Below are 24,372 nucleotides of genomic sequence, written 5' to 3'. Positions count from 1 at the left end.
TGCGTGTGTTTTTTCCTGGCCGCCCGCCACCGGGCGCTGCTACCGCCGTGGACCGTACCGAGCGCTTCTACAAGATCGAACTGCTGATCCGCAACCGCCGGCCCGAGCAGGGCCTGGTGAGCTTCAACGAGCTGATGGACGAGCTGGGCGTGTCGCGCGCCACCTTGAAGCGCGACCTGGAGTACCTGCGCAGCCGCATGGACGCGCCCATCGAGTACGACCGCTTCCACAACGGCTACCGCTTTGCCAGCGGCGCGGCACCGGCCGGGGCAGGTGACTCGCCGGCCCGCGGCGCCACCACGCACGAGCTGCCGGGCGTGTGGTTCAGCGAGCGCGAGATCCACGCGCTGCTGACCATGCACCAGCTGATCCAGGGCCTGGACGAAGGCGGCGTGCTGGCGCGCCACCTGCAGCCGCTGCTGGACAAGCTGCACCGCATGCTGGGCACCAGCGAGGCCGATGCGCTGGCACTGATGAAGCGCATCCGCATCGCCAGCCCGGCGCGACGGGCGGTGTCGCCGCGGCACTTCGAGCTGCTGGGCAGCGCCATCTCGCTGCGCCGCCAGGCCGAGCTGAACTATTACGTGCGCAGCCGGCAGCAGGCCTCGTGGCGCACGGTGTCGCCGCAGCGGCTGATGTACCACCGCAATACCTGGTACCTCGATGCCTGGTGCCACGCCAGCGGCGGCCTGCGCCGCTTCGCGGTGGACGCGGTGCGCGACGCCCGCCTGCTGGACACGCCCGCGCAGGAGGTGCCCATCGCCGAGGTGGAAGCCGCGCTGGACGCAGGCTACGGCGTGTTCGGCGGCAAGGCGCTGCGCCAGGCCACGCTGCTGTTCACGCCGGAGGCGGCCGAGTGGGTGGCGCATGAGCAGTGGCACCCGCAGCAGCAGGGCGAGCGCCTGCCCGACGGCAGCTACCGCCTGAGCCTGCCCTACACCGACCCCACCGAACTGGCCATGGACGTGCTACGCCATGGCGGCGACGTGCGGGTGTTGGGCGATGACCTGCTGCTGCAGCAAGTGCGCAGCGCGCTGGCGGCGGCGGTGGCGGGATATGGGGGGAGGGTCGAGGCGGGTTGATTGACTGCGTATTTCGGAGTTTCAGTAATAACCCTTGATGGGCTGAACGATCCTGTGCTAATTTCGGAAAAACGGAAACTTTTCGCGAAGTGCGCCACACCAGCTCTGATTTCTGAAAGTCCGAAATGACCTTACCGTCCGTCTCATCGCAGGTGCTGAAGCAACCTTCCGACCTCGGCCCTGTGGTGCGCAGCCAGCGCAAATCCCAAGCCCTGCGCATCGACGACGCAGCCGGGCTGCTGGGCGTCTCGGTCGACCTGATGTCCCGGCTGGAAAACGGCCAGGGCAGCGTGCGCCTGGACAAGGTGATGGCGGTGCTGGATGGCCTCGGCCTGGCCTTGATGGTGCTGCCGAAAGAGCATCCTTGGGCGCGCGAGGCGCCCGCCAAGCAGCCGTGAGCCACGACCTGCAACTCTGGGCCGGCGACCGCCGCATGGCGGTGATCACCCACGATGCAACTGCGGATCAGTGGCAGCTGCAATATGCCGATGACTGGCGCACCGATCCTCAGGCCTTTCCGCTGTCGCCGGTGCTGCCGCTGGAGCGTCCGGCGCATGCGCACGCCTCCGCCTCCCTACGTCGCTTCATCGAGCATCTGTTGCCCGAAGGCACGGCGCTGGACGTGGCCGCGCGCTACAACGGCCTGTCTCGATCCAACGTCTTTGGCCTGATCCGCGCGCTGGGCGCCGAGACCGCCGGTGCCTTGCGCTTCGAGGCGAACGGCGCGCCGACGTTGGCAGCGGCACCACCACGTGAGTTGCCGCTGCAGGAACTGGACGCCCGCATCGGCCAGCGTGCCGAACTGCCCCTCAACGTGTGGGACGGCCGGGTGCGCATGTCGGTGGCGGGTCTGCAGGACAAGCTGCTGGTCTACCTCGACCGGCCGCTGTCGGAGGGCGGTCGGTTGTGGCTGGTGGACGGCCAGCCGCTCGCGTCCACCCACCTGCTCAAGCCCGACGCGGACCATCCGCGTACGCCGCACCTCGCGATCAACGAGCACTTCTGCATGTCGCTCGCCCACCGCATGGGCCTGCCGGCCGCAGAGGTGGACCTGCTGCGCACCCCAAGACCAGTGCTGGTGGTGCGCCGCTTCGACCGGTTGTTAGAGGTGACCCCGACCGGCCCGCAGGTCAAGCGCCTTCATGTGATCGACGCCTGCCAGGCTTGCGATCTGCCGGTCAGCTTCAAGTACGAGCGCCACCTGGGCAGTGCCCCCGAGTTGCAGAACTTCCGCGACGGGATGAGCCTGCCGCGGCTTTTCGGCTGCGTGAATGGCGCCACGCAAAAGGCGGCCACCCGCCTGACTTTGCTGCGCTGGGCGCTGTTCCAGCTTCTCATCGGCAACAGCGACGCCCACGGCAAGAATTTCTCCTTCTTCGTCGGGCCTGGCGGACTGCTGGCCCCAGCGCCCTGGTACGACCTGGTGAGCGTGCGCCAGTACCCCCAGCTGGACACCGAACTGGCGATGGCGATCGGCGATGTCTTCGCACCCACCGAAGTGGCTGCCTTCCCGCTGGCCGATTTCGCCAGACGCTGCGGCATCGACCGCAAGCTGATGCAGCGCGAGGGCCGCCGGCTGGCCAAGGCGGCCCTCGGCGCCGCAGCCGCGCAAGCGGCCTGGGCGGGCTATCAAGACGCTGAGCGCCCCTTCATCGAGTCTCTGGCCGGCTTCGTGCAACAGCAGGCGCAGTGGTTGGAGCGGGTCACGGCGGAGGCCGCTGCGGTGCCGGCGAAGTACTTATGACGCCCCGCCTTGTCCAGGCGCAGGCGCATTCGAAGCCGATGCGCCAGGCGGCCCCGCGTTTCAGCGCGTCCAGGGCTTGCAGGTGGAGGATGGAGTCGCCCCGTCCTGCTGTTGATACGGACGTTGATACGCCTCGACCGCGTTGATACACTGGTGTCAACCAACGGAGTTGTAGATGGCTACTTCATCGGCACAGATCAGCACCTGGGGCAACGGCCTGGCGTTGCGGCTCACCAAGCCCATGGCGAAGGCGGCCGGCGTGTCGGATGGATCGCCCGTGCGCGTCACCGTCGAGCCTGGTCGCATCGTCATTGAAACCGAGGTGGAGCCCACGCTGGACCAGATGCTGGCCGCCTTTGACCCGAAGAAGCACGGCGGCGAAGCCATGGCGGATCGGCCGGTCGGCAAGGAGGCGTTTGCCCATGGCGACACGTAAATCGGCGCTGTGGGTGCCTGAGCGTGCCGAGATCATCTTCATCCAGTACTCGCCTGCCGTCGGCGACGAGATCCCGGATGACCATCCGATGCTGGTGATCTCCACCAAAGCGTTCAATGAGCGGACAGGTTTGGTCGTCGGCTTTCCGATGACCCATGCCCAGCGCCATGCCGACAACCCGTTCGCCATCCCTGCACCGGGGGCCAAGGGTGAGACTGGCTACCTGCTGACGCATCAGCCCAAGTCGTTCGACTGGCGCGAGCGCAACGGCCGCCCGCATCCCTGGGGTGCGGGCCACACGAAGCTGCTGGCCGCGGCGTTGAAACGCTTCGATGCCGTGTTCGGCATCTGCAACTGCTGAGCCCATCGCCAGGGTCACCCCGCCCTGACCACCTCCCCCAGCCGGGCCAGCAGACCCGAATCGCGCTGAGTGGGCGACTGGATGGCGGCGGCCAGGGGTTCTTCGGCGCTGGCGATGCGCACCTGGCGGCGGGCGCGGGTGACGGCGGTGTAAAGCAGTTCGCGCGTGGTCAGGCGGCTGGCGCGGGCGGGCATCACCACCAGCACCTGGTCGAATTCTGAGCCCTGGCTCTTGTGCACCGTCATCGCGTACGCCGTTTCGTGCGGCGGCAGCCGCACCGGGGCCACTGGGCGGTAGCCGCCGGGGGCGTTGGCATCCGGGAACCACACCAGCAGCGTGCCGTCTTCGGCCGGCAGCGTCAGGCCCACGTCGCCGTTGAACAGGCGCAGCAGCGGATCGTTGCGCAGCACCATCACCGGCCGGCCGGTGTACCAGGGGCCGGGCAGGGCCTCGCCGGGCGCGGCGGCGCGGGCGCGTTGGGTCAGCAGCTCATTGAGCCGCAGCAGCCCGCGCGGGCCTTCACGCATCGCGCACAGCACCCGGAAGCGCTCGTAGGCCGCGGTGGCGCCGGCCACGTCGTGCGGGGCGGCCTGCAGCGCCAGCCACAGCGGCTGGTAGCCGGCCGCGGCGGCGGCCACCGTGGCATCGGACAGCAGCGGGCCGTCGTCGTGCAGCCACTGCACTTCGTCGTCTTCGCCGCTGCGCAGCCGGCGCAGCACCGCCGCCGACTGGCCGGTGTTGATCTCGGTGGCCAGGCGGCCGATGCCGCTGTCGGCCGCGAAGCGGAAGTTGCGGGTGAACCAGACGGCGCTGTCCTGCAGCGCGCTGGGCCGGGCCGCTTCGGGCGGCTCGATGATCAGCGGCGGCGTGCCGGTGAGGGCGGCCAGGTCGGTGCGGGCGGCGTCGCTCAGGCCGGGATCGGCGCTCAGCTCGGCGAACACGGCGCCCGATTCCACCGCGGCCAGCTGGTCCTTGTCGCCCAGCAGCACGATGCGGGCCTGCGGCGGCACCGCTTCCAGCAGCCGCGTGGCCAGGGCCAGGTCCAGCATCGAGGCTTCGTCCACCACCAGCGCATCGATGGGCAGCGGGTTCTGCGCATCGTGGGCAAAGCCTTCGGGCGTGGCGCCCAGCAGCCGGTGGATGGTGGCGGCGGAAGCGGGCAGCCGGTCGCGCAGCTCGGCGGGCAGGTGGGCGGCGCGCTGGCGCAGCGCATCGGTCATGCGGGCGGCGGCCTTGCCGGTGGGCGCGGCCAGCGCAATGCGGGCATCGGGCTGCTGCGTCAGCAGGCAGGCCAGCAGGTTGACCACCATCGTGGTCTTGCCGGTGCCGGGGCCGCCGCTCACCACCGCCAGCTTGCCGCGCAGCGCCAGCGCGGCGGCCAGCTGCTGCCAGTCGGCCTGCCCGCCCAGCAGCGCGGCATTGGGCTTGAAGAGCTGCTGCAGGCGCTTGGCCACCTCGGGCGTGGGCAGCGTGGGTGCGGCCTGCGCGCTCAGCGCCAGGCGGCGGGCCAGCCGGCGTTCGTAGTCGAAGTAGCGATGCAGGTACAGGCGGTCGTCGTCGTCCAGCACCAGGGGCATGGCGCCTGGCTCGGCGGGGGTGCCGACGACGCGTGAGCGCAGCAGGGCGGCGCGCCAGGCTGCCTGGTCGCGGAGCAGGGCGGTGGGCGCAGGCGGTGGGTCGTCCCCCGGCGTGGCCTGCGCGGTCTGCAGGGCCGCCAGCGGCAGGCACACATGGCCCTCCCGCGTGGCCAGGCTCAAGGCCTGGCCGGCAGTGCGGGCCACGGCGGCATCGGCGGCCTCGGCGCCTTGTTCCAGGCTCCAGCGCTGCAGCCAGTCGCCCAGGCCCTGGGCCAGCCAGGCGGTGGCGCCGTCAACAACATCGCTCATGCCCACAGCTCCGTCTCGCCCAGCAGCTGCGACAGCCGCTGCAGCGTGGCCTCGGCGGGCCGGTGGAAGTACACGCCCGCGGGCGTGCCGTCGGGCTGCTGCCAGCCGGGGCGCACGCCGCGCACGAAGAGGTAGAACACGCCGCCGAAGTGCGCTTCATGCCGGTAGTCGGGCAGGCGTTGCCGCAGCAGGCGTTGCAGGGCCACCGCGTACAGCAGGTATTGCAGGTGGTAGCCGTGTTCGGCCATGGCTTCGGCCAGGCGCTCGCGGCCGTAGTCCTCGGGCCGGTCGCCCAGGTGGTTCGATTTCCAGTCCAGCAGGTAGTAGCGGCCGCCGTGCTCGAACACCAGGTCGATGAAGCCGCGCAGGTAGCCTTCCAGCCCGCCGAACACCAGCGAAGGCGTCGGGTAGCCCAGCGTGCGCAGCGCCTCGGTCAGGTCGCCGGCCGTCAGGTGCGGCGCGGGCAGCGTGAACTCCATCTCCACCCGCAGGCGGCGCGGTGGCAGCGTGGCCAGCAGCACCGGGCCGGCCTGCGCGTCGCCGGTGGGCAGCGGCGTGTTCAGCACGTCGGCCAGCATGCGTTGCAGCATCGGCGGCAGCGGTGGTTCGTCGCCGGTGAGCTGCGCGGCCGACAGTGGCTGCGGATGCATGGCCAGCGCGCGGGCGATGCCGTCGGGCCATTGCTCCGGCTGGTCGAAGCGCACCGCCTCGAACACCGCATGCAGCGCATCGCCGGCCGCCGCCCCGCGTGGAAAGCGCAGGATGTCGTCGTCGTCCAGCCGGGTCCGCGCGGCGGGTGACGGCTGGGGCGGCACGGGCTGCACCCGCAGGTCATGGTCCACCGCCGCGGCCTCGTGGCGCGCGCCGGAAGCCAGGCTGCTGTAGCTGCCGATCCACCAGGCCGTGGGCAGCACCGCGGGCGGGTGCAGCGCGGCCAGGGCCTGCGCATCGGTCTCGGCCGGCGGCACCGGCAGGCCGGGCTCGGTGGGCAGGGGCTCATGCACGATGTGCGGCGAGCATTCGGCGGCCAGCGTGGCCCATTCGGCGCTCACCCATTCGGTGGGCTGCTTGTGCTCGGCCCAGTCGTCGGGGCCCAGTTGTGCGCCTGCGGCCAGCCAGTTGAGCAGGCTGCGGTTGGCTTCGGTGGCGCTGTTGCGCACCGCATAGGCGCCGGTCACCAGGTAGCAGCGGTGCACGGCCCGGGTCAGCGCCACGTACACCAGCCGCAGGAACTCGGCGCCGGCATCGCGCTTGCGCAAGGCCTTGATCTCGTCCAGCGCGGCCTTGTCGTGCAGGCGGAAGTCCAGCACCGGCCGGCCTTCGGCATCGTGGTACTCCACCGCGTCGCCACCGGCATCCACGGTGCTGCGCCCGTCCCACAGGAAGGGGCAGAACACCACCGGGTACTCCAGCCCCTTGCTCTTGTGCACGGTGACGATCTGCACCAGGTTGCGGTCGGATTCCAGCCGCAGCTGCGCCGCCTCGTCGGCCGCGCCTTCGCTGCGCTGGCGCTGCAGCCACTGCAGCAGCGCGGGCGGGGCAGCGTGCTCCTCGGCCGCGGCATGCAGCAGCTCGGCCAGGTGCAGCAGGTTGGTCAGCCGGCGTTCGCCATCGGGCCGGGCCAGCAGCCGCTGGCTCACGCCTTCGGCCTGCATCCAGTGGCGCAGCATCACGCCGATGCCGCGGTCCACCCAGGTGCTGCGGTAGCCGGCAAAGCGCTGCACATAGGCCAGCAGCCGGTTTTCGTCGGCCGACACCGCATCGATGTCGCCGGCATCCAGCCCCATCCATTCGGTGGCCAGCGCGGCGCGCAGCCGGCGCTCGCGCGTGGGCTCCAGGATGGCGGCCAGCAGCCATTCCATCGCCTCGGCATCGGTGCCGTGGAACACGCTGGCCTGCGACAGCTCCACGCTGCCCACGCCCAGCGCCGCCAGCGCCAGCCGCATGCGCGCGCCCTGGGCATGGCTGCGCACCAGCACCGCAATATCGCCGGCGGCAAGAGGCCGGCCGCCCAGTTGCACCTGCTCCTGGCGGGCGGCGCGCAGCAGCCGTGAGACCTCGGCCGCGCAGGCCTGGGCGCTGCGGGCCTGGGCCTGCGCCTTGAGCAGCGGCTGGCCCTGGTCGTCGGTGGGCAGGGCCCAGCAGTGCAGCGGCGCGCGGGCGGGCCGGCTGTGGTCCACGAAGGGCGTGCGCGGCTTGGCGCCCACGCCCACCGGCCGGTACACCAGGTCGTTGAGCTGGAAGGCGCGCGGGTTGCGGCCGAAGAAGGCATTGAGCGCGCCGATCAGCTCGGCGCTGCTGCGCTGGTTGTCGGCCAGCGTGTACTCGGCCGTGGCATGCGAGCGGGCCTGCAGATAGGTGTGCAGGTCGGCGTTGCGGAAGCTGTAGATCGCCTGCTTGGGGTCGCCGACGAAGAACAGCGGCCGCGTGCCGTCGCCGTACAGCCGCTCGAAGATGGCGAACTGCAGCGGGTCGGTGTCCTGGAACTCGTCGATCAGCGCCGCCGGAAAGCGCTGCCGCAGCGAAGCGGCCAGCGCCGGCCCGTGCGCGCTGGCCAGCCGCTCATGCAGGTTGGTGAGCATGTCGTCGAAGGCGATGACCCGCTGCTCGCGCTTGTGGGCGCGCACGGCCGCAGTGCCTTCTTCCAGCACGCGGCGCAGCAGCGCCAGCCGTTGCAGCGCCACCGCCTGCTGGGCGGCGGCCCGCGCGTCCAGCAGGGTTTGCGCGGCGTCGAAGAAGGCATGCACGGGCGGCGTCTGGCCCTTCTTGCCACGCTCCTGCATGCGGCGGCTGCCGAACAGCTCCAGGCCCTTGGGGTTCAGGGCCAGCGCGCCGGCCGCATCGGCGGTGGCCAGCACCGTGGTCCAGGCTTGCGCGGCGTTGAGCACGCCCTCGGCCTTGAAGGTGCTGCCGTTCAGCCGCGGCAGGCCGTCCAGCAGCGTCTGCACGATGGCCTCGCGCTGGGCAGTCCACAGCTCGCGGGCGTGGTCGTGCGCGGCCTGCAGCGGCGCGGCCAGGGTCTGCGCATCGGGTGCGTCGTCCAGGCCTTCGGGCCACAGCACGGCCGACAGCGGCTTGGCCAGCCGGCGCTTGAGCAGCGCAGCCCAGCGGGCAGGCGTGTCACCGGCGCCGGCCAGCTGCGCCGCCAGCAGCGGCGACAGGCCGGGCGCGGCCACGTGGCGGCGCCACAGGTCGGCCGCCACCTGGTGCAGCAGCTCGGTGTCGTCGGCCATCAGCTCCAGCGACAGCGGCATCTGCGCGCTGAACGGCGCATCGGCCAGTGCCCGCTGGCAAAAGCCGTGGATGGTGAAGATGGCCGCTTCGTCGAAGGTCTGCAGCGCCAGGTGCAGCCGCTGCTGCATCGTGGCATCGTCCAGCCCGGCGTCTTGCCGCAGCGCGGCCAGCAGGCCGGTGATGAAGGGGTCGGCGCCTTCCGCGGGCTGCGGCCCGCGCAGCCAGGCCAGCACCTCGGCCAGCCGGCTGCGGATGCGCTCGCGCAGCTCGGCGGTGGCGGCATTGGTGAAGGTGACCACCAGGATGTGCTGCACCGGCAGGTCGCGTTCGAGCAGCAGCCGCAGGTACAGGCCGCAGATGTTCCAGGTCTTGCCGGTGCCGGCCGAGGCCTCGATCAGGTTGATGCCGCCCAGCGGGCAGCGGAACACGTCCAGCGGGGTCATAGGCGGGCGTCGTCCAGGTGGTCCAGGAGCGGGCGGTACACGGCCTCGGCCAGTTGTTCGAAGGTGTCGTCCAGCGGGTCGGGCAGGCCGCGCAGCGCCAGGCGGTGGGCGGCGTCGGCTTCTTCCGCATAAGGACGGCGGGGGCCGGTGCGCCAGGTGGCTTCCACCTGGCTGCGCGGCGCGCCGGTAGCCTGCGCCCACGAGGTCTTGGCGAAGAAGTGCAGCGGCTGCTGCAGGCCTTGTCTATACAACTGCAGCAGGGTGTGCAGGTGGCGCGGCGCATCGGCCACCGGCCGCAGCGTGAAGCTGCCGTCACGCGAGATGAAGCGGCTGAGGCTGCCCGGCCGCGCCACGTTCAGCAGCAGGTGGGGCAGCCAGGCCTGCAGGTAGTCCACCGGCCGGGTGTCGTCGTAGCGCCAGCGCACCAGGCCGTCCGGCCGCAGGTCGGCCCAGCTGCCGCTGAGCTGCCAGGCCTCGCCGTCCAGCTCCAGCGGCAGCTGGCCATGCAGCGCGGGCAGCGGCGGCACCTGCAGCGCCTCACGCACCTGGCCAGCGAACTGCTGCAGCCGGGCCAGCTCGGCGCTGCGCTGCTGCTCGCCCAGTGAACCGGCCGGGTATTCGGTACCGGCGGCGGCCAGGGCCTGCAGCGCGGGTTCGTCCAGCGTGGCAGCGGTGGTCGCGTCCAGCAGCAGCGGCAGCAGGCGCTCGGCCAGGGCCTGGCGGCCGGCGCGGTCGGCCACGAAGGGTTCGTCGTCCTGCAGTTCTTCGGCGGCGCGCGGCAGGTCCAGGCCCAGCCGGCGGCGCAGCAGCGCCCGGCTGGGGTGGCGGAAGAACTCGGTGAGCTGGCCGATGGACACCTGCCGCCATTCGTCACCCGGTGGCGGCAGCGGCCGCGCGAACAGCGGCGTGGCGGGCAGGGCGGGCGTGGCCTCGTCCAGGTCGGCATCGTCCCTATCGTCCCCGTCGGCGCCTGGCAGCGGCTGTTCGGTCCAGGCACTGCTCACCGCAGCAGGCGCGGCGGCCTGCCGGGCCAGGGCCTCGGCGTATTCGCGGTGGAAGCTGCGGCGCCGCGGGTCGGTGCCGGGGTGGAAGTTCTCCGGCGAAAACGGCTGCAGCGCATGCGCCACCCGCAAGAGCTGGCTGCCGCCCACCACCGCGGGTGCCAGCGTGTCCAGCAGCTCGGCCACCAGCACCGAAGGGGGCAGCTCGCTGTTGTCGCGCACGCTGCGGCCGGTGTAGGCCAGCAGCAGCCGGTCGCGCGCGGCCAGCAGCAGGTCGAGGAAGAGGTTGCGCTCGTCGAAGCGGCGCTGGCGGTCGCCACGGCGCGGGCGCAGCGCCATCAGGTCGAATTCCGATTCGCGCGGCGTGCTGGGAAAGGCGCCGTCGTCCAGCCCGATGGCGCACACCACCCGGTAGGGCAGGCCGCGCAGGCTGGTCATCGACGAGAAGGTGATGCCACCGCCCGGCACGCCGCCGCGGGCGGGGTCGTCCAGCGCCTGTTCCAGCGCATGGCGCAGCACGGCCAGCGGCAGGGGCGCGGCACTGGGTTCGCCCAGGCCGCCGCGGTTCATCGCATCGGCCAGGCCCTGCACCGCCTGGCGCAGCTCGCGCAGGTCTTCCAGCTCGTCTTCCGCGGGCGCGATGAAGTCGTCCATCGCCTGCTGCAGCAGCGCCTGCCAGCCATCGGGCGTGTGCGGCTGGCGGCAACGCCGGTGCAGCTGGCCCAGCAGCTGGGCATAACGCCAGAAGGCGCCCAGGGTGTCGGCGGCAGCGCCTTCCACATCCCCGGCCGGCAGGCGGCCGGCCAGCGGCAGCGTGGCCCGTGTGGGCAGCGCATAGCCCAGGAACAGCCGGGCCAGGCCGTCGTCCAGCGTGTGCTGCGGCTCGGCCGGCACGCCGAAGCTGCCACGGTGAGCCGCGTCCAGCGCCCAGCGCACGCCGGCTTCGGCCAGGTCTTGCTGCACCTGGTCGAGCGCGGCGGCGTCCAGCGCGAAGCGGCGCGCCACCACCGGCTGCTGCAGCAGGCCGTGCAGGCCGCTGGCCGGCAGGCGCGAGCCCACCAGCGCCAGCAGGTCCAGCATCGCCCGTGCGCAGCGGTTGATGCGGCTGCGCGGCCGGCCGGTGATGTTGAAGGGCAGCTGCCGCTCGGGCGGCGCGGTGCCGAACACCGCGTCGATCAGCGGCGCGGCGGCGTCCAGGTCGGGCGTGACCACCAGCACGTCCGAAGGGTGCAGACCCGGCAGGTCGGGGTCGGTGAACATCGCCAGCAGCTGGTCCTGCAGCACCTCCAGCTGGCGGGTGAGCGAGTGGCAGCGGTGCACCTCGATGCTGCGGTCGGCCGCCACGCTGGCCGGTGCCAGCTCCACCAGGTCGAGCACCGCGTTCTGCACCTCGGCCAGCAGCGTGTGGCCTTCGGCGGGCGTGAACAGGGCGTCGTCCACCATCTGCTCGCCGGCTGCTTCCACCAGCAGGTCGATCTGCGCCTGCGTCTGCCGGCCCCAGGCGGCCAGCAGGTGGTTGCCTTCTTCATGCAGCGCGTCCTGGCCGCGGGCGGCCAGGTGGGCCAGGCGGCGGCGGTCGATCACCTCGAACCAGTATTCGCGGCAGGGGTTGAGCACGTAGACCTGCAGCTGCATGCAGCGGCCCAGCGCCTGCAGCAGCCGGATGTACTGCGGCGGCATGGCCGGCAGCGCAAACACATGGGCGCTGGCCGGCAGGCCGGCCGCAGCGGCCAGCGCCGGGCCGTCGGGCGCTTCCAGCACGCTGATCAGCTGCTGCGCCGGGTCCTGCTGCAGCTGCAGCTCGGCCACGATGCGGCGCCACAGGTCGGCCTGCCAGGCTTCGTCGGCACGGGCGCTGTCGTCCACCGGGCCCAAATCGGCCGGCTCGCCGCTTTCCCAGCGGGCCAGCCAGTCGGCGCGGTAGGTGATGTATTGCTCCAGCAGGCCGGCGCTGCGGCGGGCCAGCTCCAGGCGCATCACCGGGTCGGCCTCGGCCAGGTAGGCGGCCAGCCGCGGATGCAGGGCCACGAAGTCGGCATCGCCGAAGGCGGCGTACACCCGCCAGGCCATCACGTCGGGCGCAAAGGGCGACTCGGGCAGCACGCCGGGCAGCACACGGCCGATCTGCTGCCACAGCCATTGCGCCAGGAAGGTGAACTCGACGTTGGCGCACACGCCCTGGGCATCGGCGGCACGCAGCGTCAGGTGGCGGCGCATCGCGGCGCTGGGCACGATGACCTGGGCCGGCGCCAGCGGGTCGGTTTCGCCGTCGGCCCGCAGGCGGGACAGCAGCTGCAGCGTCAGCGTTTCAAGGCGGTTGGCAAAGTGGATCTGCAGCATCGGCGGGCGGCGGGTGCCGCTTCACGGCAAGGCTGCAGAGCCTACCCCGGAACGGTGGCGGGCCCGGGGGCCGTGCCGTCAGCGGCTGCAACCGAGGCGCAGGATGCCCACCGCCTCGCCCAGCGCCCGGGCTTGGCCGCGCAAGGTTTCGGCGGCGGCGGCGCTCTGCTCCACCAGCGCGGCGTTCTGCTGGGTCATCTCGTCCAGCTGGGTCACGGCGCGGCCGATCTGGTCGATGCCGCCGGTCTGCTCACGCGTGGTGTCGCCGATGGCGTTGATCAGCTGGCTCACGTGCTGCACCTGGCGCACGATGTCGCTCACCGTCTGCCCGGCAGCGCCCACCAGGCGGGTGCCGTCGTCCACCTTCTTCACCGAGTCGTCGATCAGCGTCTTGATCTCGCGCGCGGCCTGGGCGCTGCGCTGGGCCAGCATGCGCACCTCGCCGGCCACCACCGCGAAGCCGCGGCCCTGTTCACCCGCGCGGGCGGCTTCCACCGCGGCATTGAGCGCCAGGATGTTGGTCTGGAAGGCGATGGAATCGATGACGCCGATGATGTCGGCGATGCGGTGCGAGGCCTCGGCAATGGCGCCCATGGTCTGCGTCACCTCGCCCATGGCCTGGCCGCCACGTTCGGCCGCCTGCGAGGCGGTGGTGGCCAGCGCGGTGGCTTCTTCCGCGGTGGCGGCGTTGTGGCGCACGGTGCTGGACATCTGGTCCATGGAGGCGGCCGTCTGCTGCAGGTTGGCCGCCGTCTGCTCGGTGCGGGCAGCCAGGTCGTTGTTGCCGTTGGCGATCTCGCAGCTGGCGTTGCTGACGCCGGTGACCTGGCTGCGCACGTCGCTGACGATGGCCTGCATGTTCACCATCACCTGGTTCAGCGCCCGCGCCAGCGCGCCGAAGGCGCCATAGCGGCTGCTGTCGATGCGCACCGAGAGGTCGCCGGCCGCCAGCCGGTTGGCCGCCACCACCAGGGTGTCGGCGCGCTGCATCAGCGCGCGGCGGGCCTGGGCCGCGATGGCGGCGCCGGCCAGGGCCGCGCCCACGCCGGCACCCACCGGCCCGGCCAGCCAGGCGCCCAGGCCGGCCACCGTGGCGGCCGAGCCGGCGGCAGCCGCCAGCCGCAGCGCACGCTGGCCCAGCAGCCGGGCCTTTTGCGCCGGGGTGGGCACCAGTTCACCGCGCCGCAGCCGGGTGCGCAGGGGGCCGGCGGCGGCCTCGGCCCGCATGCGGGCGTACAGCGCCTCGGCCTGCTGCACCTGCTGGGGGCTGGCCTGCGTGCGCACCGACAGGTAGCCGACGGCGGCGCCGTTCTGCATCAGCGGCGTGACGTTGGCCTCCACCCAGTAGTGGTCGCCGTTCTTGCGCCGGTTTTTCACCAGGCCCACCCAGGGGTGGCCGCTGCGCAACGTTTCCCACATGTCGCGGAAGGCCTCGGCCGGCATGTCGGGGTGGCGCACCATGTTGTGCGGCTGGCCGATCAGCTCCTCCTGCGTGAAGCCGCTCACCTCGATGAAGGCGGGGTTGCAGTAGGTGATGCGGCTGTCCAGGTCGGTGGTCGAGACGATGGTCATGCCATCGGCAAAACGGTACTCACGCTGGGTGACGGGCAGGTTGGTGCGCATGGGGTCCTTCTTTGATGCACACGAGGGCACGGTGCGGCCGGCCTGGAGGGCTGATACCCATGTCGGCTGTCGGGTTGCCCGGCTTTAACGGGAAAACCCGGGGTTGTCGCCGCTGTGCTGCCCGCCCGTTGGCCTGGCGCGGCGATACTCCCGCGCTTTTCGTTGTTGGCCCGGTCGCCGGGCGCATCTTTTATGGCCCACGCCTGGCAGTTCTTTCGCGCCGGCGGTGTCGACCAGGTCGTCATCGCCACCGGCGCCGACATCGCCCACCTGCATGAGCTGGATCAAAAGCTCTGGGTGGCCCTGGCCTGCCCCACGCGGGGCATCGACTTCGACACCCGCACGCTGGACCTCATCGACAGCGACCACGACGGCCGCATCCGCGCGCCCGAGCTGCTGGCCGCCTGCCGCTGGGCCTGCGAGCGCCTGAAAGACCCCGAGCAGCTGATCCGCGGCGGCGACCGCCTGGCGCTGGACGCGCTGGCCGAGAGCGGCGAAGGCCCGGCGATGCTGGCGGAGGCCCGTCGCACGCTGGAGCGCCATGGCCACCCCGAGGCCCCCGACATCGGCCTGGACGAGATTGCCGAGCGCCAGAAGCACCTGGCCGCCGAGCGCCTGAACGGCGACGGCATCGTCACGCCCGACACCGCTGGCGACGACGCGGCGCTGAAGGCCGTGATCGAGCAGGTGCTGCAGGCCCAGGGCGGCGTGGCCGACGCCAGCGGCGCCATGGGCGTGGACGAGGCCCGTGCCACCGCCTTCTTCGACGCGGTGCAGGCGCTGCTGGACTGGCACGCCCGGGGTGAGGCCGACTGCGGCCCCATGCGGCCGGCCGCCCAGGCGGTGGACGCGGTGCACGACAAGGTGGAGGACTACTTTGCCCGTTGCCGGCTGGCCAGCTACGACCCCGCCGCCGCCGAGGCGCTGAACGCCCCGCCGGTGGAAGAGCTGCGCAAGCTGGCCGCAGTGCGCCTGTCGCTGGCCACCGACCCGCTGCAGGCCTTGCCGCTGGCGCCGGTGGGCGCGCACAAGCCGCTGCCGCTGGGCGAAGGCGCCAACCCGGCCTGGCAGGCCGCGCTGCAGCGCCTGCGGGCCGAGGCGGTGCAACCGCTGCTGGGCAGCGACCTGGCCGAGCTGGACGAAGCCGGCTGGCAGCGCCTGAAGGCGCGTGTGGCGCCGTGCCGGCAATGGCTGGCGGCGCGCCCGGCCGGGCCGCTGGCGGGCCTGTCGGCCCACGACCTGCAGGCGCTGGTGGGCCACGACCTGCCGGCCGCGCGTGCCCGGCTGCTGGCACTGATCGCCGAGGACAAGGACGCCGCGCCGCTGCACGGCCATGTGAACGACCTGGAAAAGCTGCTGCGGCTGCAGCGCGACCTGCTGGTGCTGCTGCGCAACTTCGTCAGCTTCGCGGCCTTCTACCGGCGCGAAGGCGCGGTGTTCCAGGCCGGCCGGCTGTTCCTCGACGGCCGCAGCTGCGACCTGACGGTGAACGTGGCCGATGCCGGCAAGCACGCGGTGATCGCCGGCCTGGCCAAGGCCTACCTGGCCTACTGCGAATGCACCCGCGGCACGCAGAAGATGACCATCGCTGCCGCCTTCACCGCGGGTGACGTGGACTTCCTCTTCGTCGGCCGCAATGGCCTCTTCTACGACCGCGAAGGGCACGACTGGGACGCCCGCATCGTCAAGGTGATCGAGAACCCGATCAGCATCCGCCAGGCCTTCCTGTCGCCGTACAAGAAGTTCCTGCGCATGATCGAGGAGCAGGTGGCCAAGCGTGCCGCCGCCAGCGACACCGCCTCTCAGGGCAAGCTGGGCGGTCTGGCCGGCCGCATCGCCACCGCCGACAAGTCGCCGCCGGTGGCCGGCGTGGCCGCGCCAACGGACGCGGCGGCCGCCAAGGGCCGCATCGACGTGGGCACGGTGGCCGCCCTGGGCGTGGCGCTGGGCAGCATCAGCGCGGTGCTGGTGGGCGTGTTCACCAAGTTCGTCGACCTGGGCTGGTGGATTCCGGTGGCACTGGCCGGCATCGTGCTGTCCATCTCGGGGCCCAGCATGCTGATCGCGTGGCTGAAGCTGCGCCAGCGCAGCCTGGGGCCCATCCTGGACGCCAGCGGCTGGGCCATCAACGGCCGCATGCAGCTCAATGTGCGGCTGGGCGCTTCGCTGTCGCAGACGGCGCACCTGCCGCCGGGCACGGTGCGCCGGCCCGATCCGTTTGCCGAGCGGCACGGCTGGGGCTGGGTGATGGGCACCGCAGCCCTGGTGGTGGCGCTGGGCGTGGGGGCCTGGCGCCTGGGCGTGGTGGAACGGTGGTGGCCCGCCGCCGGCACGGCAGCGGGGCCGGCGGCAGGCGCCTCGGCGCCCGCCGGTTCAGCGCCCGCGCGCTGAACCGCCCGCTCAGGGCGTGACGATGTCGCCCAGCACCAGGCCTTCGCGGCGCGGGTCGGCGCCGCCGGCCAGCACGCTGCGGCCATTGACCGTGCTGCGCATGATGGTGCCGATGCCGCTGCTCTGGGCGTTGACGCTCACGGTGTGACCCAGCGCCCGCAGGCCGGTAACCAGCGGATCGTTGGCGCCGTTGTTGGTGGCGTTGATGTTGGGATGCTCGCCGCCCACGTTGGTGGTGGCGCTGTTGGCAGCGCCGAAGTCCACCAGTGAGGTGGCCTGCTGGGCATCCAGGCCCCAGTCCAGCGCACCCACCACCGTCTTGGCCACGTACTGGATGATGGTGGCGCCGCCCGGCGAGCCGGTGGCCATCGCGAAGTCGCCGGCCTTGCCCGCGGAATCCAGCTTGAACACCAGCGTCGGCGCCATCGAGCTGCGCGGGCGCTTGCCCGGCTGCACGCGGTTGGCGATCAGGGCGCCGGTGGCGTCCGTCGGCGCCGCGTCGAAGTCGGTCAGCTGGTTGTTCAGGATGAAGCCGTTGGTCATGTGGTACGAGCCGAAGCCCGCTTCCACCGTGGTGGTCATGCTCACCACGTTGCCGTCCTTGTCCACGATGGTCATGTGCGTGGTGCCAGCCTCGGGCGCGCTGCTGGTGCCGCTGGGCGTGGCGGTGCCGAAGGTGCCCGGCTGCGCCGTGCCCATGCTGCGCGTCATGCTGATGAGCTGCGAGCGGCTCTTCAGGTAGGCCTTGTCCACCATCGCGGCGGGCGAGCCGCCGGGCAGGACCACGAAGTCGGTGTCGGCCACGTACTTGTTGCGGTCGGCGTAGGCCAGGCGGCCGGCCTCGGCCATCAGGTGCACGCCCATCACCGTGGGCTTGCCGCCTTCCAGGTCGATGTCGGTGGGCTTGTATTGCGCCAGGTCGAAGTTCTCGACGATGCCCAGGATCTGCGCCACCGCCAGGCCGCCCGACGACGGGGGCGGCATGCCGCACACCATGTAGGCGCTGCGGTAGGTGGTGCAGATGGCCTCGCGCTTCTTGGCCTGGTAGCTCGACAGGTCGCTCAGCGTGAGCTTGCTGGGCGTGATGGGCGCGCCATTGGCGCCGACCGTCTGGCCGGCCTTGTCGACGATGGCCTGGGCCAGCGCGCCGTTGTACAGTGCATCGGCGCCGCCGCTGGCCAGCGTGCTCAGCGTGGCGGCATAAGCCGGCAGCTTGAAGGTGGTGCCCAGTGCCTTGGGTGTGCCGTCGGCATTCAGGTAGGCGGCGGTGGCCTCGGCATCGCGCAGGAAGTTGGTGGCCGCGCCGGCGATGGCATCGGCCATGCGGCCGCTGATCGGGAAGCCGTTGGTCGCCAGATCGATGCCAGGCTGGAACAGGTCCTTCCAGGGCTTCTTGCCGTGTTCGCTGTGGGCCAGGCCCAGCATCTTCACCGCACCGGGCACGCCGATGGAGCGGCCGCTGGCGCGGGCGCTGGGCACCGGGGTGGTGCGGTTGCTGGTGTCGTCGATGTAGCGCAGGTAGTTCTCAGTGGCGGTGGCCGGCGCGGTCTCGCGGCCGTCGTACGCGGTCACGGCCTTGGTCTTGGCATCGAAGTGCAGCATGAAGGCGCCGCCGCCGATGCCGCTGGACTGCGGCTCCACCAGGCCCAGCACGGCCTGCACGGCGACTGCCGCGTCCACCGCGCTGCCGCCGCTCTTGAGCACCTCGCAGCCGGCCTTGCTGGCCAGCGGGTTGGCCGTGGCCACCATGTACTTGCTTGAATAGACAACTTTCTTGCCCACGCGGTAGCCGCTGGCGGGCTCGGGGGCGGCGGGGTCGCCGGGCAGGCCGGAGCCCACCACCACCGTGCCACCGCTGGTGCTGAGGATTTCGCAGCCGGTGTCAGGGCCGTCGGAATCGCTGAAGAAGCAGCCCGAGAGGGCAAAGGCGCTGGCGGCCGCCAGCGGCGTGAGGATCAACACGCGACGAAGGGAAGTAGGCAAACTGGGTTCTCCTGATAGGCACGCCGGTGGGGCGAAATACTGTGGCCCACAACCGGTTCACCGAGTATCAGCAAGAACCATGCAGGAACGTCCTACGTAGTACCCGATACTTGCCGAAAGCAAGCGTCACAGAAGCCCCAGGTCAGCGCCGAGGCGTCGGGCCCGGCCGGGTCGCTGTGGGCCAGGCCGGCGGCGCCGCCGCTCCACGCATGGCCCAGCCCGTCGATCTCGCACAGCCGGGCCACCAGGCGCCGGCCGCGGCCGCGGTGATCGGTCACCGTCATCGCGTGGCGCTGGCCGCGCTGCACCCGGCGGCTGGCGGTGCTGCGCGCACCGTGGGCTTGCGCCCAGGCATGGACGGCATTCCGTCCGTTGACCGGATCAACCAGTCGGTCTGCCGACCCCTGCAGCACCAGCAGCGGCGGCGGCAGCATGCCCTCGGGCAGCGCCACCTGGCCATGGCCGCGCATGGCCTGCAGGCCGGTGGCGGTGGAGCGGGCACTGCCCGGCGCCACGCCCGAATGCATGACCACCGCGGCGTAGCGCAGCGGCTCGCGCGTGGCCAGCAGCGCGGCCATGCCGGCACCGGCCGACAGTCCGGCCAGCGCCACGCGCTGGCGGTCCACCGGGTGGCGCAGGGCCACCTGGTCCACCATCAGCTGCAGCGTCTGCGCCTCGGCCTGGGCGTGGCCCGCGCGCAGCTCGTACCAGCGCCAGCAGCCCTGGGGGTGGGCCAGCGTGTCCTGCTCGGGGTACAGCACGAAAAAGCCGTGCCGCTCGGCCAGCCGGTGCATGCGGCTGCTGAAGGCCAGGTCGCGGCCGGTCTGGGCACAGCCGTGCAGCATCACCAGCAGCGGTGCGGGTGCCAGCCGTGCCAGCAGCCCGCCGCGCAGCGCCGCCGGCCGGTAGAGCGTGAAGCGCCGCGCGCCCGCCGGGCCCACCGCCAGCCCGGGCAGCCAGTCACCCGGCGCGCGCGGAAAGCGCTGCTGCTCGGCCAGCGCCTTCAGGGCCGGCTGCACGATGCGGCCCACGCGGCTGGCCGCGCGCCGCGGCTTGGGCTTCGGCTTGGCCGTGACCGTGGCCTGCAGCGGTGCCGCCGCGGGCTTGCGCCTGGGCGTGACCTTGGGCTTGGCGGCCGACTTCAGCAGCGCCTTCTGCTGCTTGACCGCCGCCCGTGCCAGCGCGTGGCCGCTGCGGTTGAGCAGGCGGGTCCAGGCGCCGAGCAGGCTGCGTTTGGCCACGGGCGTGGCCGTATCAGAACAGGTGCCGTGCCAGGAACTGCAGCGAACGGCCGTGGGCCAGCGCGGCCGATGCGGGGTGGTACGAGCCGCGCATCCAGCAGTTGAAGCCGTGGGTGGCGCCGGGGTACACATGCAGCTCGGCGGGCTTGCCGGCAAATGCCTTGCGCACCTCTTCCACCTTGTCCAGCGGAATGGCGTGGTCCTGCTCGGCGTAGTGGAACTGGATGGGGCAGCTGATGCTGCCGCTGCGCTGCAGCTGGTCGTGGATGCCGCCGCCATAGTAGGCCACGGCCGCGTCCACGCCGGGGTCGGACGCGGCGAGATAGGCCAACCGGCCGCCCATGCAGTAGCCGATGGCGCCCACCTTGCCGCCGGCCGCGTCCACCTCGGTGCGGGCGCGCAGCGTGGCCACGGTGGTCTTGATGTCGGCGGCCAGCTGCTCGGGCTTGGCGGCCTTCATCAGCGCGATGGCGCGGTCGAAGTCGTCGCCGCTGTAGCCCAGCTCCACGCGCGGTGCATCGCGCCAGAACACGTCGGGCGCCATCACCACGAAGCCATCGAGCGCGTACTGGTCAGCCACCGCGCGGATGTGCTCGTTGACGCCGAAGATCTCCTGGAACAGCACCAGCCCCGGACCCGTACCGGCCGGGGGCAGCGCCAGATAGGCGCCGTACTGGCCACCGTCCTGCGCGGTGATGTCGATCCATTGGCTGCTCATGCGTACTCCTGTGCTTGGCTTGGTCTGCCGGCCATTGTGGTTCAGCCCGCAAAGCCCTTGCGGCACAGGCCGACTTCCAGCCGAAACGGGTTGAAGTTTGTGGTTGATAGGCGAAAGTGGGCCGCCTAGCATGGCCCCGCGCCGACGCAGAGCGGCCACAGCAGTACAGGAGACAAGACGAATGGACCGGCCGTGCTGAATCCCTGGGCCACCCTGTCGGGCGGTGAACGGGCCGTGCTGGACGCCGTGATGTGGAGCACCGGGCTGCCGCGCGAGGCCGTGGCGCACCGGGCCGAGCTGTCGCGCACCCGGGCCAATGCCGCCGTCGCTTCGCTGATGGAGCAGGGCCTGCTGGAACAGGCCGGCCCCCAGGCCAGTACCGGCGGCCGCCGGGCCGAGACGCTGCGCCTGGCGCGCACCCTGGGCGTGGTGCTGGCGGTGGACCTGGGCGCCACCGGGCTGGACGTGGCGGTGCTCACGCCCGACCTGCGCATCCTGGAACGCCATGCCGAGGCGATGGACGTGCGCCGCGGCCCGGGCCTGGTGCTCAGCCGCGTGCGGGCCTTGCTGCGCGAGCTGCTGGCGCGCTGTGGCGCCACGCCGCGCCAGGTGCTGGCCATCGGCCTGGGCGTGCCGGGGCCGGTGGACTTCGACCATGCGCAGCTGGTGGCGCCGCCGCTGATGCCCGAGTGGGACGGCTTTTCGATCCGCGACGATCTGCGCGCCGACTACGCGGCCCCGGTGTTCGTGGACAACGACGTCAACCTGATGGCGCTGGGCGAGCTGTGGCGGCTGCAGCGCAGCCTGAAGAATTTCGTCGTCATCAAGGTGGGCACCGGCATCGGCTGCGGCATCGTCTGCCAGGGCCAGGTGTACCGGGGCGTCAACGGCTCGGCCGGCGACGTGGGCCACATCTGCGTCGACCCCCAGGGCCCGCGCTGCCACTGCGGCAACCTGGGCTGCGTGGAAGCCATGGCCGCCGGCCCCGCCATCGCCCGCATGGCCACCGAGGCCGCGCAGGCCGGCAAGAGCCCGATGCTGGCGCAGCTGCTGGACGAGCGCGGCGTGCTGACCCCCGCCGACGTGGCCCAGGCCAGCCGCGCGGGCGATGCGGCCAGCAATGCCATCGTGCAGCGGGCCGGCGCCCTCATCGGGCAGATGCTGGCTTCGGTCGTCAACTTCTTCAACCCCAGCCATGTGTTCATCGGCGGCGGCGTCACCCGCACCGGGCCGCTGTTCCTGGCCAGCGTGCGGCAAAGCATCTACCACCGCAGCCTGGCGCTGAGCACCCGGCACCTGGAGATCCAGTACACGCCGCTGGGTGACGAAGCCGGCGTGGTGGGCGCCGGCGCGCTGGCGCTGCAGCAGGCCATGCTGCAAGGGGCCACAGCATGAGCCTGCATGTGCAGTTCGAAGGCATCACCAAACGCTTCGGCCCGGTGCAGGTGCTGCATGGCGTGAGCTTCGAGGTGCAGCCCGGCACCGTGGTGGGGCTGCTGGGCGAAAACGGCGCCGGCAAAAGCACGCTGATGAAGATCCTCGCGGGCCATGAGCAGCCCAGCGGCGGCACGCTGCGCATCGGCGGCCAGCCGGTGGCCTTTGCCGGCTCGCGCGAGGCCGAGGCCGCGGGCATCGTGCTCATCCACCAGGAATTCAACCTGGCCGAAGACCTGACGATCGCGCAGAACATCTTCCTGGGCCACGAGAAAAAGCGCGGCTGGCTGCTGGACGATGCGGCCATGCGGGCCGAGGCCGCGCAGGCGCTGGCCCAGGTGGGCCTGGCCGTGAGCCCCGACACGCCGGTGCGCCGGCTCATCGTGGCCGAAAAGCAGCTGGTGGAAATCGCCAAGGCCCTGGCCCGCCGCGCCCGCCTGCTGGTGATGGACGAGCCCACCGCCACGCTGACGCCCGGCGAGACCGAGGCCTTGTTCAACCTGATGGCGCGGCTCAAGGCCGAGGGAGTCACCATCCTCTACATCAGCCACAAGCTGGACGAGGTGGAGCGTGTGACAGACGGGGTGGTGGTCATGCGCGACGGACGCTTCGTCACCCGCGCGCCCACCGCCAGCCTGACGCGCCGCGAAATGGCCAATTTGATGGTGGGCCGCGAGCTGGCCGACCTGTACCCGCCCAAGGACCCGCCACCGCCGGCCGACACACCGCCGCTGCTGCGCGTGCAGGGGCTGACGGTACCGGGCTGGGCGCAGGACATCGGCTTCGAGGTGCGGCCCGGCGAGATCCTGGGCTTTGCCGGCCTGGTGGGCGCCGGCCGCACCGAGCTGTTCGAGGCCTTGCTGGGCCTGCGGCCCCACACGGTGCAGCAGCTGGAGCTGGCCGGGCGGCCGGTGCGCATCCGCAGCCCGCGCGAGGCCGCGCGCCTGGGCCTGACCTACCTGAGCGAAGACCGCAAGGGCAAGGGCCTGCACGTGGACTTCGGCCTGAAGGAGAACCTCACGCTGATGGCGCTGGCGCGTTACGCGCGGCCCTGGCTGCAGCCGGCGGCCGAGCGCGCGGCGATGCAGCAGGCGGTGCAGGACTTCGGCATCCGCACCGGCACGCTGGACATCCCGGCCTCGTCGCTGTCGGGCGGCAACCAGCAGAAGCTGGCGCTGGCCAAGGTGCTGCACCCCGACCCGCGCGTGATCGTGCTGGACGAGCCCACCCGCGGCGTGGACGTGGGCGCCAAGCGCGACATCTACGGCCAGGTGCAGCAACTGGCCCGCCAGGGCCGCGGCGTGGTGGTGGTGTCGTCCGAGTTGATGGAGCTGGTGGGCTTGTGCCACCGCGTGGCCGTGATGCGTGCGGGCTGCCTGATGGCGGTGGTGCAGGGCAGCGGCCTGACCGAAGAGGAGTTGATCGCCCATGCCACCGGAACCCGTGAGCACTGACAAGACCGCCCCACCGCAGGGCCGCCGCGGCGGCGGCAGCCGCCTGCATGGCCTGGGCCCGGTGCTGGGCCTGGCGCTGCTGCTGGTGGCGGGCACGCTGCTCAACAGCGACTTCGCCAGCTTCGACAACCTGATGAACGTGCTCACGCGCACGGCCTTCATCGGCATCATCGCGGTGGGCATGTGCTTCGTCATCATCAGCGGCGGCATCGACCTGTCGGTGGGCTCGATGGCGGCGCTGATCGCCGGCTGCGTGATCCTGCTGATGAATGCGCTGGGCGAGCAGGGCCTGCAGCCGGTGCTGGTGGTGGCGCTGGGCATGGGCTTTGCGCTGCTGCTGGGCGCGCTGTTCGGGCTGGCGCACGGGCTGCTGATCACCCGTGGCCGCATCGAGCCCTTCATCGTCACGCTGGGCACGCTGGGCATCTTCCGCGCGTACCTCACCTATTTTTCCAACGGCGGCGCCATCACGCTGGACAACGCGTTGAGCGATGCCTACAGCCCGGTGTACTACGCCGCGCTGCTGGGCGTGCCGGTGCCGGTGTGGGTGTTCGTCGCGGTGGCGGCGCTGGGCGGGCTCATCCTCAACCGCACGGCCTATGGCCGCTATGTGCAGGCCATCGGCAGCAATGAGCAGGTGGCCCGTTATGCCGCGGTGGACGTGGACCGCATCAAGGTGCTCACCTACGTGCTGCTGGGCGTGTGCGTGGGCATGGCCACGCTGCTGTACGTGCCGCGGCTGGGCAGCGCCTCGCCCACCACCGGCCTGCTGTGGGAGCTGGAAGCCATCGCCGCGGTCATCGTCGGCGGCACCGCGCTCAAGGGCGGCGCGGGCAGCATCACCGGCACCGTGGTGGGCGCCATCCTGCTGTCGGTCATCAGCAACATCCTCAACCTCACCAGCATCATCAGCGTGTACCTGAATGCCGCGGTGCAGGGCTTCGTGATCATCGTGGTGGCCTTCCTGCAAAGGCGCCGCCGCTGAACGTGCCAGCTTTCTT

At 71.7% G+C, this 24,372-nt stretch carries 16 protein-coding genes; 9 read left to right on the top strand and 7 right to left on the bottom strand.

All coding sequences use genetic code 11. The features are described 5' to 3' along the window. Window positions 1–47: 47 nt before the first annotated feature. The 5 genes from MW290_RS00685 to MW290_RS00665 all read left to right on the top strand — a co-directional run bounded on the left by MW290_RS00685 (window position 48) and on the right by MW290_RS00665 (window position 3,623). Entirely contained in the window at window positions 48–1,082 is a 1,035-nt protein-coding gene (locus tag MW290_RS00685; protein ID WP_250195439.1) for a helix-turn-helix transcriptional regulator, read from the top strand. Between the two features lie 125 nt (window positions 1,083–1,207). Beyond that, window positions 1,208–1,480 carry a helix-turn-helix domain-containing protein gene (locus MW290_RS00680; RefSeq protein WP_250195438.1) on the top strand — a complete coding sequence of 91 codons (273 nt, stop codon included), beginning with the start codon at window positions 1,208–1,210 and terminating at the stop codon, window positions 1,478–1,480. Continuing rightward, on the top strand, window positions 1,477–2,826 hold the full coding sequence (locus MW290_RS00675) for a HipA domain-containing protein (protein ID WP_250195437.1): 1,350 nt from the start codon (window positions 1,477–1,479) through the stop codon (window positions 2,824–2,826). The genes MW290_RS00680 and MW290_RS00675 overlap by 4 nt, the downstream gene beginning before the upstream one ends. A 175-nt stretch (window positions 2,827–3,001) precedes the next feature. Then, window positions 3,002–3,262, top strand: coding sequence for an AbrB/MazE/SpoVT family DNA-binding domain-containing protein (locus tag MW290_RS00670; RefSeq protein ID WP_250195436.1), 261 nt, complete (start codon window positions 3,002–3,004; stop codon window positions 3,260–3,262). Then, a complete protein-coding gene (locus tag MW290_RS00665) occupies window positions 3,249–3,623 on the top strand; it encodes a type II toxin-antitoxin system PemK/MazF family toxin (RefSeq protein WP_250196693.1) in 375 nt (124 codons plus the stop codon). Before MW290_RS00670 ends, MW290_RS00665 begins: the two co-directional genes overlap by 14 nt. A gap of 14 nt (window positions 3,624–3,637) precedes the next feature. On the opposite strand, the gene recD is transcribed toward MW290_RS00665, so the two are convergent. The 4 genes from recD to MW290_RS00645 form a co-directional block, all read right to left on the bottom strand. After that, window positions 3,638–5,509, bottom strand: a complete 1,872-nt coding sequence (recD, locus tag MW290_RS00660) for an exodeoxyribonuclease V subunit alpha (protein WP_250195435.1) — start codon at window positions 5,507–5,509, stop codon at window positions 3,638–3,640. After that, window positions 5,506–9,186, bottom strand: coding sequence for an exodeoxyribonuclease V subunit beta (gene recB, locus MW290_RS00655; RefSeq protein ID WP_250195434.1), 3,681 nt, complete (start codon window positions 9,184–9,186; stop codon window positions 5,506–5,508). The genes recD and recB overlap by 4 nt, the downstream gene beginning before the upstream one ends. Then, window positions 9,183–12,527 carry an exodeoxyribonuclease V subunit gamma gene (recC, locus tag MW290_RS00650; protein ID WP_250195433.1) on the bottom strand — a complete coding sequence of 1,115 codons (3,345 nt, stop codon included), beginning with the start codon at window positions 12,525–12,527 and terminating at the stop codon, window positions 9,183–9,185. The genes recB and recC overlap by 4 nt, the downstream gene beginning before the upstream one ends. Window positions 12,528–12,605: 78 nt before the next feature. Further along, the gene (locus tag MW290_RS00645; RefSeq protein WP_250195432.1) at window positions 12,606–14,150 is read right to left on the bottom strand and encodes a methyl-accepting chemotaxis protein; all 1,545 of its coding nucleotides are present in this window, start codon (window positions 14,148–14,150) and stop codon (window positions 12,606–12,608) included. Between the two features lie 192 nt (window positions 14,151–14,342). On the opposite strand from MW290_RS00645, the gene MW290_RS00640 reads away from it, so the two are divergent. Next, window positions 14,343–16,541 carry a hypothetical protein gene (locus tag MW290_RS00640; protein ID WP_250195431.1) on the top strand — a complete coding sequence of 733 codons (2,199 nt, stop codon included), beginning with the start codon at window positions 14,343–14,345 and terminating at the stop codon, window positions 16,539–16,541. 9 nt (window positions 16,542–16,550) lie between these two features. On the opposite strand, the gene ggt is transcribed toward MW290_RS00640, so the two are convergent. The 3 genes from ggt to MW290_RS00625 all read right to left on the bottom strand — a co-directional run bounded on the left by ggt (window position 16,551) and on the right by MW290_RS00625 (window position 20,483). Then, window positions 16,551–18,524 (bottom strand): gamma-glutamyltransferase, encoded by a 1,974-nt coding sequence (gene ggt / locus MW290_RS00635; RefSeq protein ID WP_250195430.1) that lies wholly within the window; start codon window positions 18,522–18,524, stop codon window positions 16,551–16,553. 92 nt (window positions 18,525–18,616) lie between these two features. Next, window positions 18,617–19,765, bottom strand: coding sequence for an extracellular catalytic domain type 1 short-chain-length polyhydroxyalkanoate depolymerase (locus MW290_RS00630; RefSeq protein WP_250195429.1), 1,149 nt, complete (start codon window positions 19,763–19,765; stop codon window positions 18,617–18,619). A 13-nt stretch (window positions 19,766–19,778) separates the two neighbouring features. Beyond that, the gene (locus tag MW290_RS00625) at window positions 19,779–20,483 is read right to left on the bottom strand and encodes a dienelactone hydrolase family protein (protein ID WP_250195428.1); all 705 of its coding nucleotides are present in this window, start codon (window positions 20,481–20,483) and stop codon (window positions 19,779–19,781) included. 249 nt (window positions 20,484–20,732) lie between these two features. Here MW290_RS00625 and MW290_RS00620 point away from each other — a divergent pair, with 249 nt between their 5' ends. Genes MW290_RS00620 through MW290_RS00610 form a run of 3 tightly spaced genes read left to right on the top strand, consistent with a single transcriptional unit; the run spans window position 20,733 to window position 24,356 of the window. Continuing rightward, window positions 20,733–21,878 (top strand): ROK family protein, encoded by a 1,146-nt coding sequence (locus MW290_RS00620; RefSeq protein WP_250196692.1) that lies wholly within the window; start codon window positions 20,733–20,735, stop codon window positions 21,876–21,878. Continuing rightward, a complete protein-coding gene (locus MW290_RS00615) occupies window positions 21,875–23,371 on the top strand; it encodes a sugar ABC transporter ATP-binding protein (protein WP_250195427.1) in 1,497 nt (498 codons plus the stop codon). The genes MW290_RS00620 and MW290_RS00615 overlap by 4 nt, the downstream gene beginning before the upstream one ends. Continuing rightward, the gene (locus MW290_RS00610; RefSeq protein WP_250195426.1) at window positions 23,346–24,356 is read left to right on the top strand and encodes an ABC transporter permease; all 1,011 of its coding nucleotides are present in this window, start codon (window positions 23,346–23,348) and stop codon (window positions 24,354–24,356) included. Before MW290_RS00615 ends, MW290_RS00610 begins: the two co-directional genes overlap by 26 nt. Window positions 24,357–24,372: the final 16 nt, after the last annotated feature.

The sequence above is a fragment of the Aquincola tertiaricarbonis genome (assembly GCF_023573145.1).
Taxonomy (GTDB): Bacteria; Pseudomonadota; Gammaproteobacteria; order Burkholderiales; family Burkholderiaceae_C; genus Aquincola; species Aquincola tertiaricarbonis_B.
The sequence above is the reverse complement of the archived record's forward strand: the minus strand, read 5'-3'. Positions and strand labels throughout refer to the sequence as shown.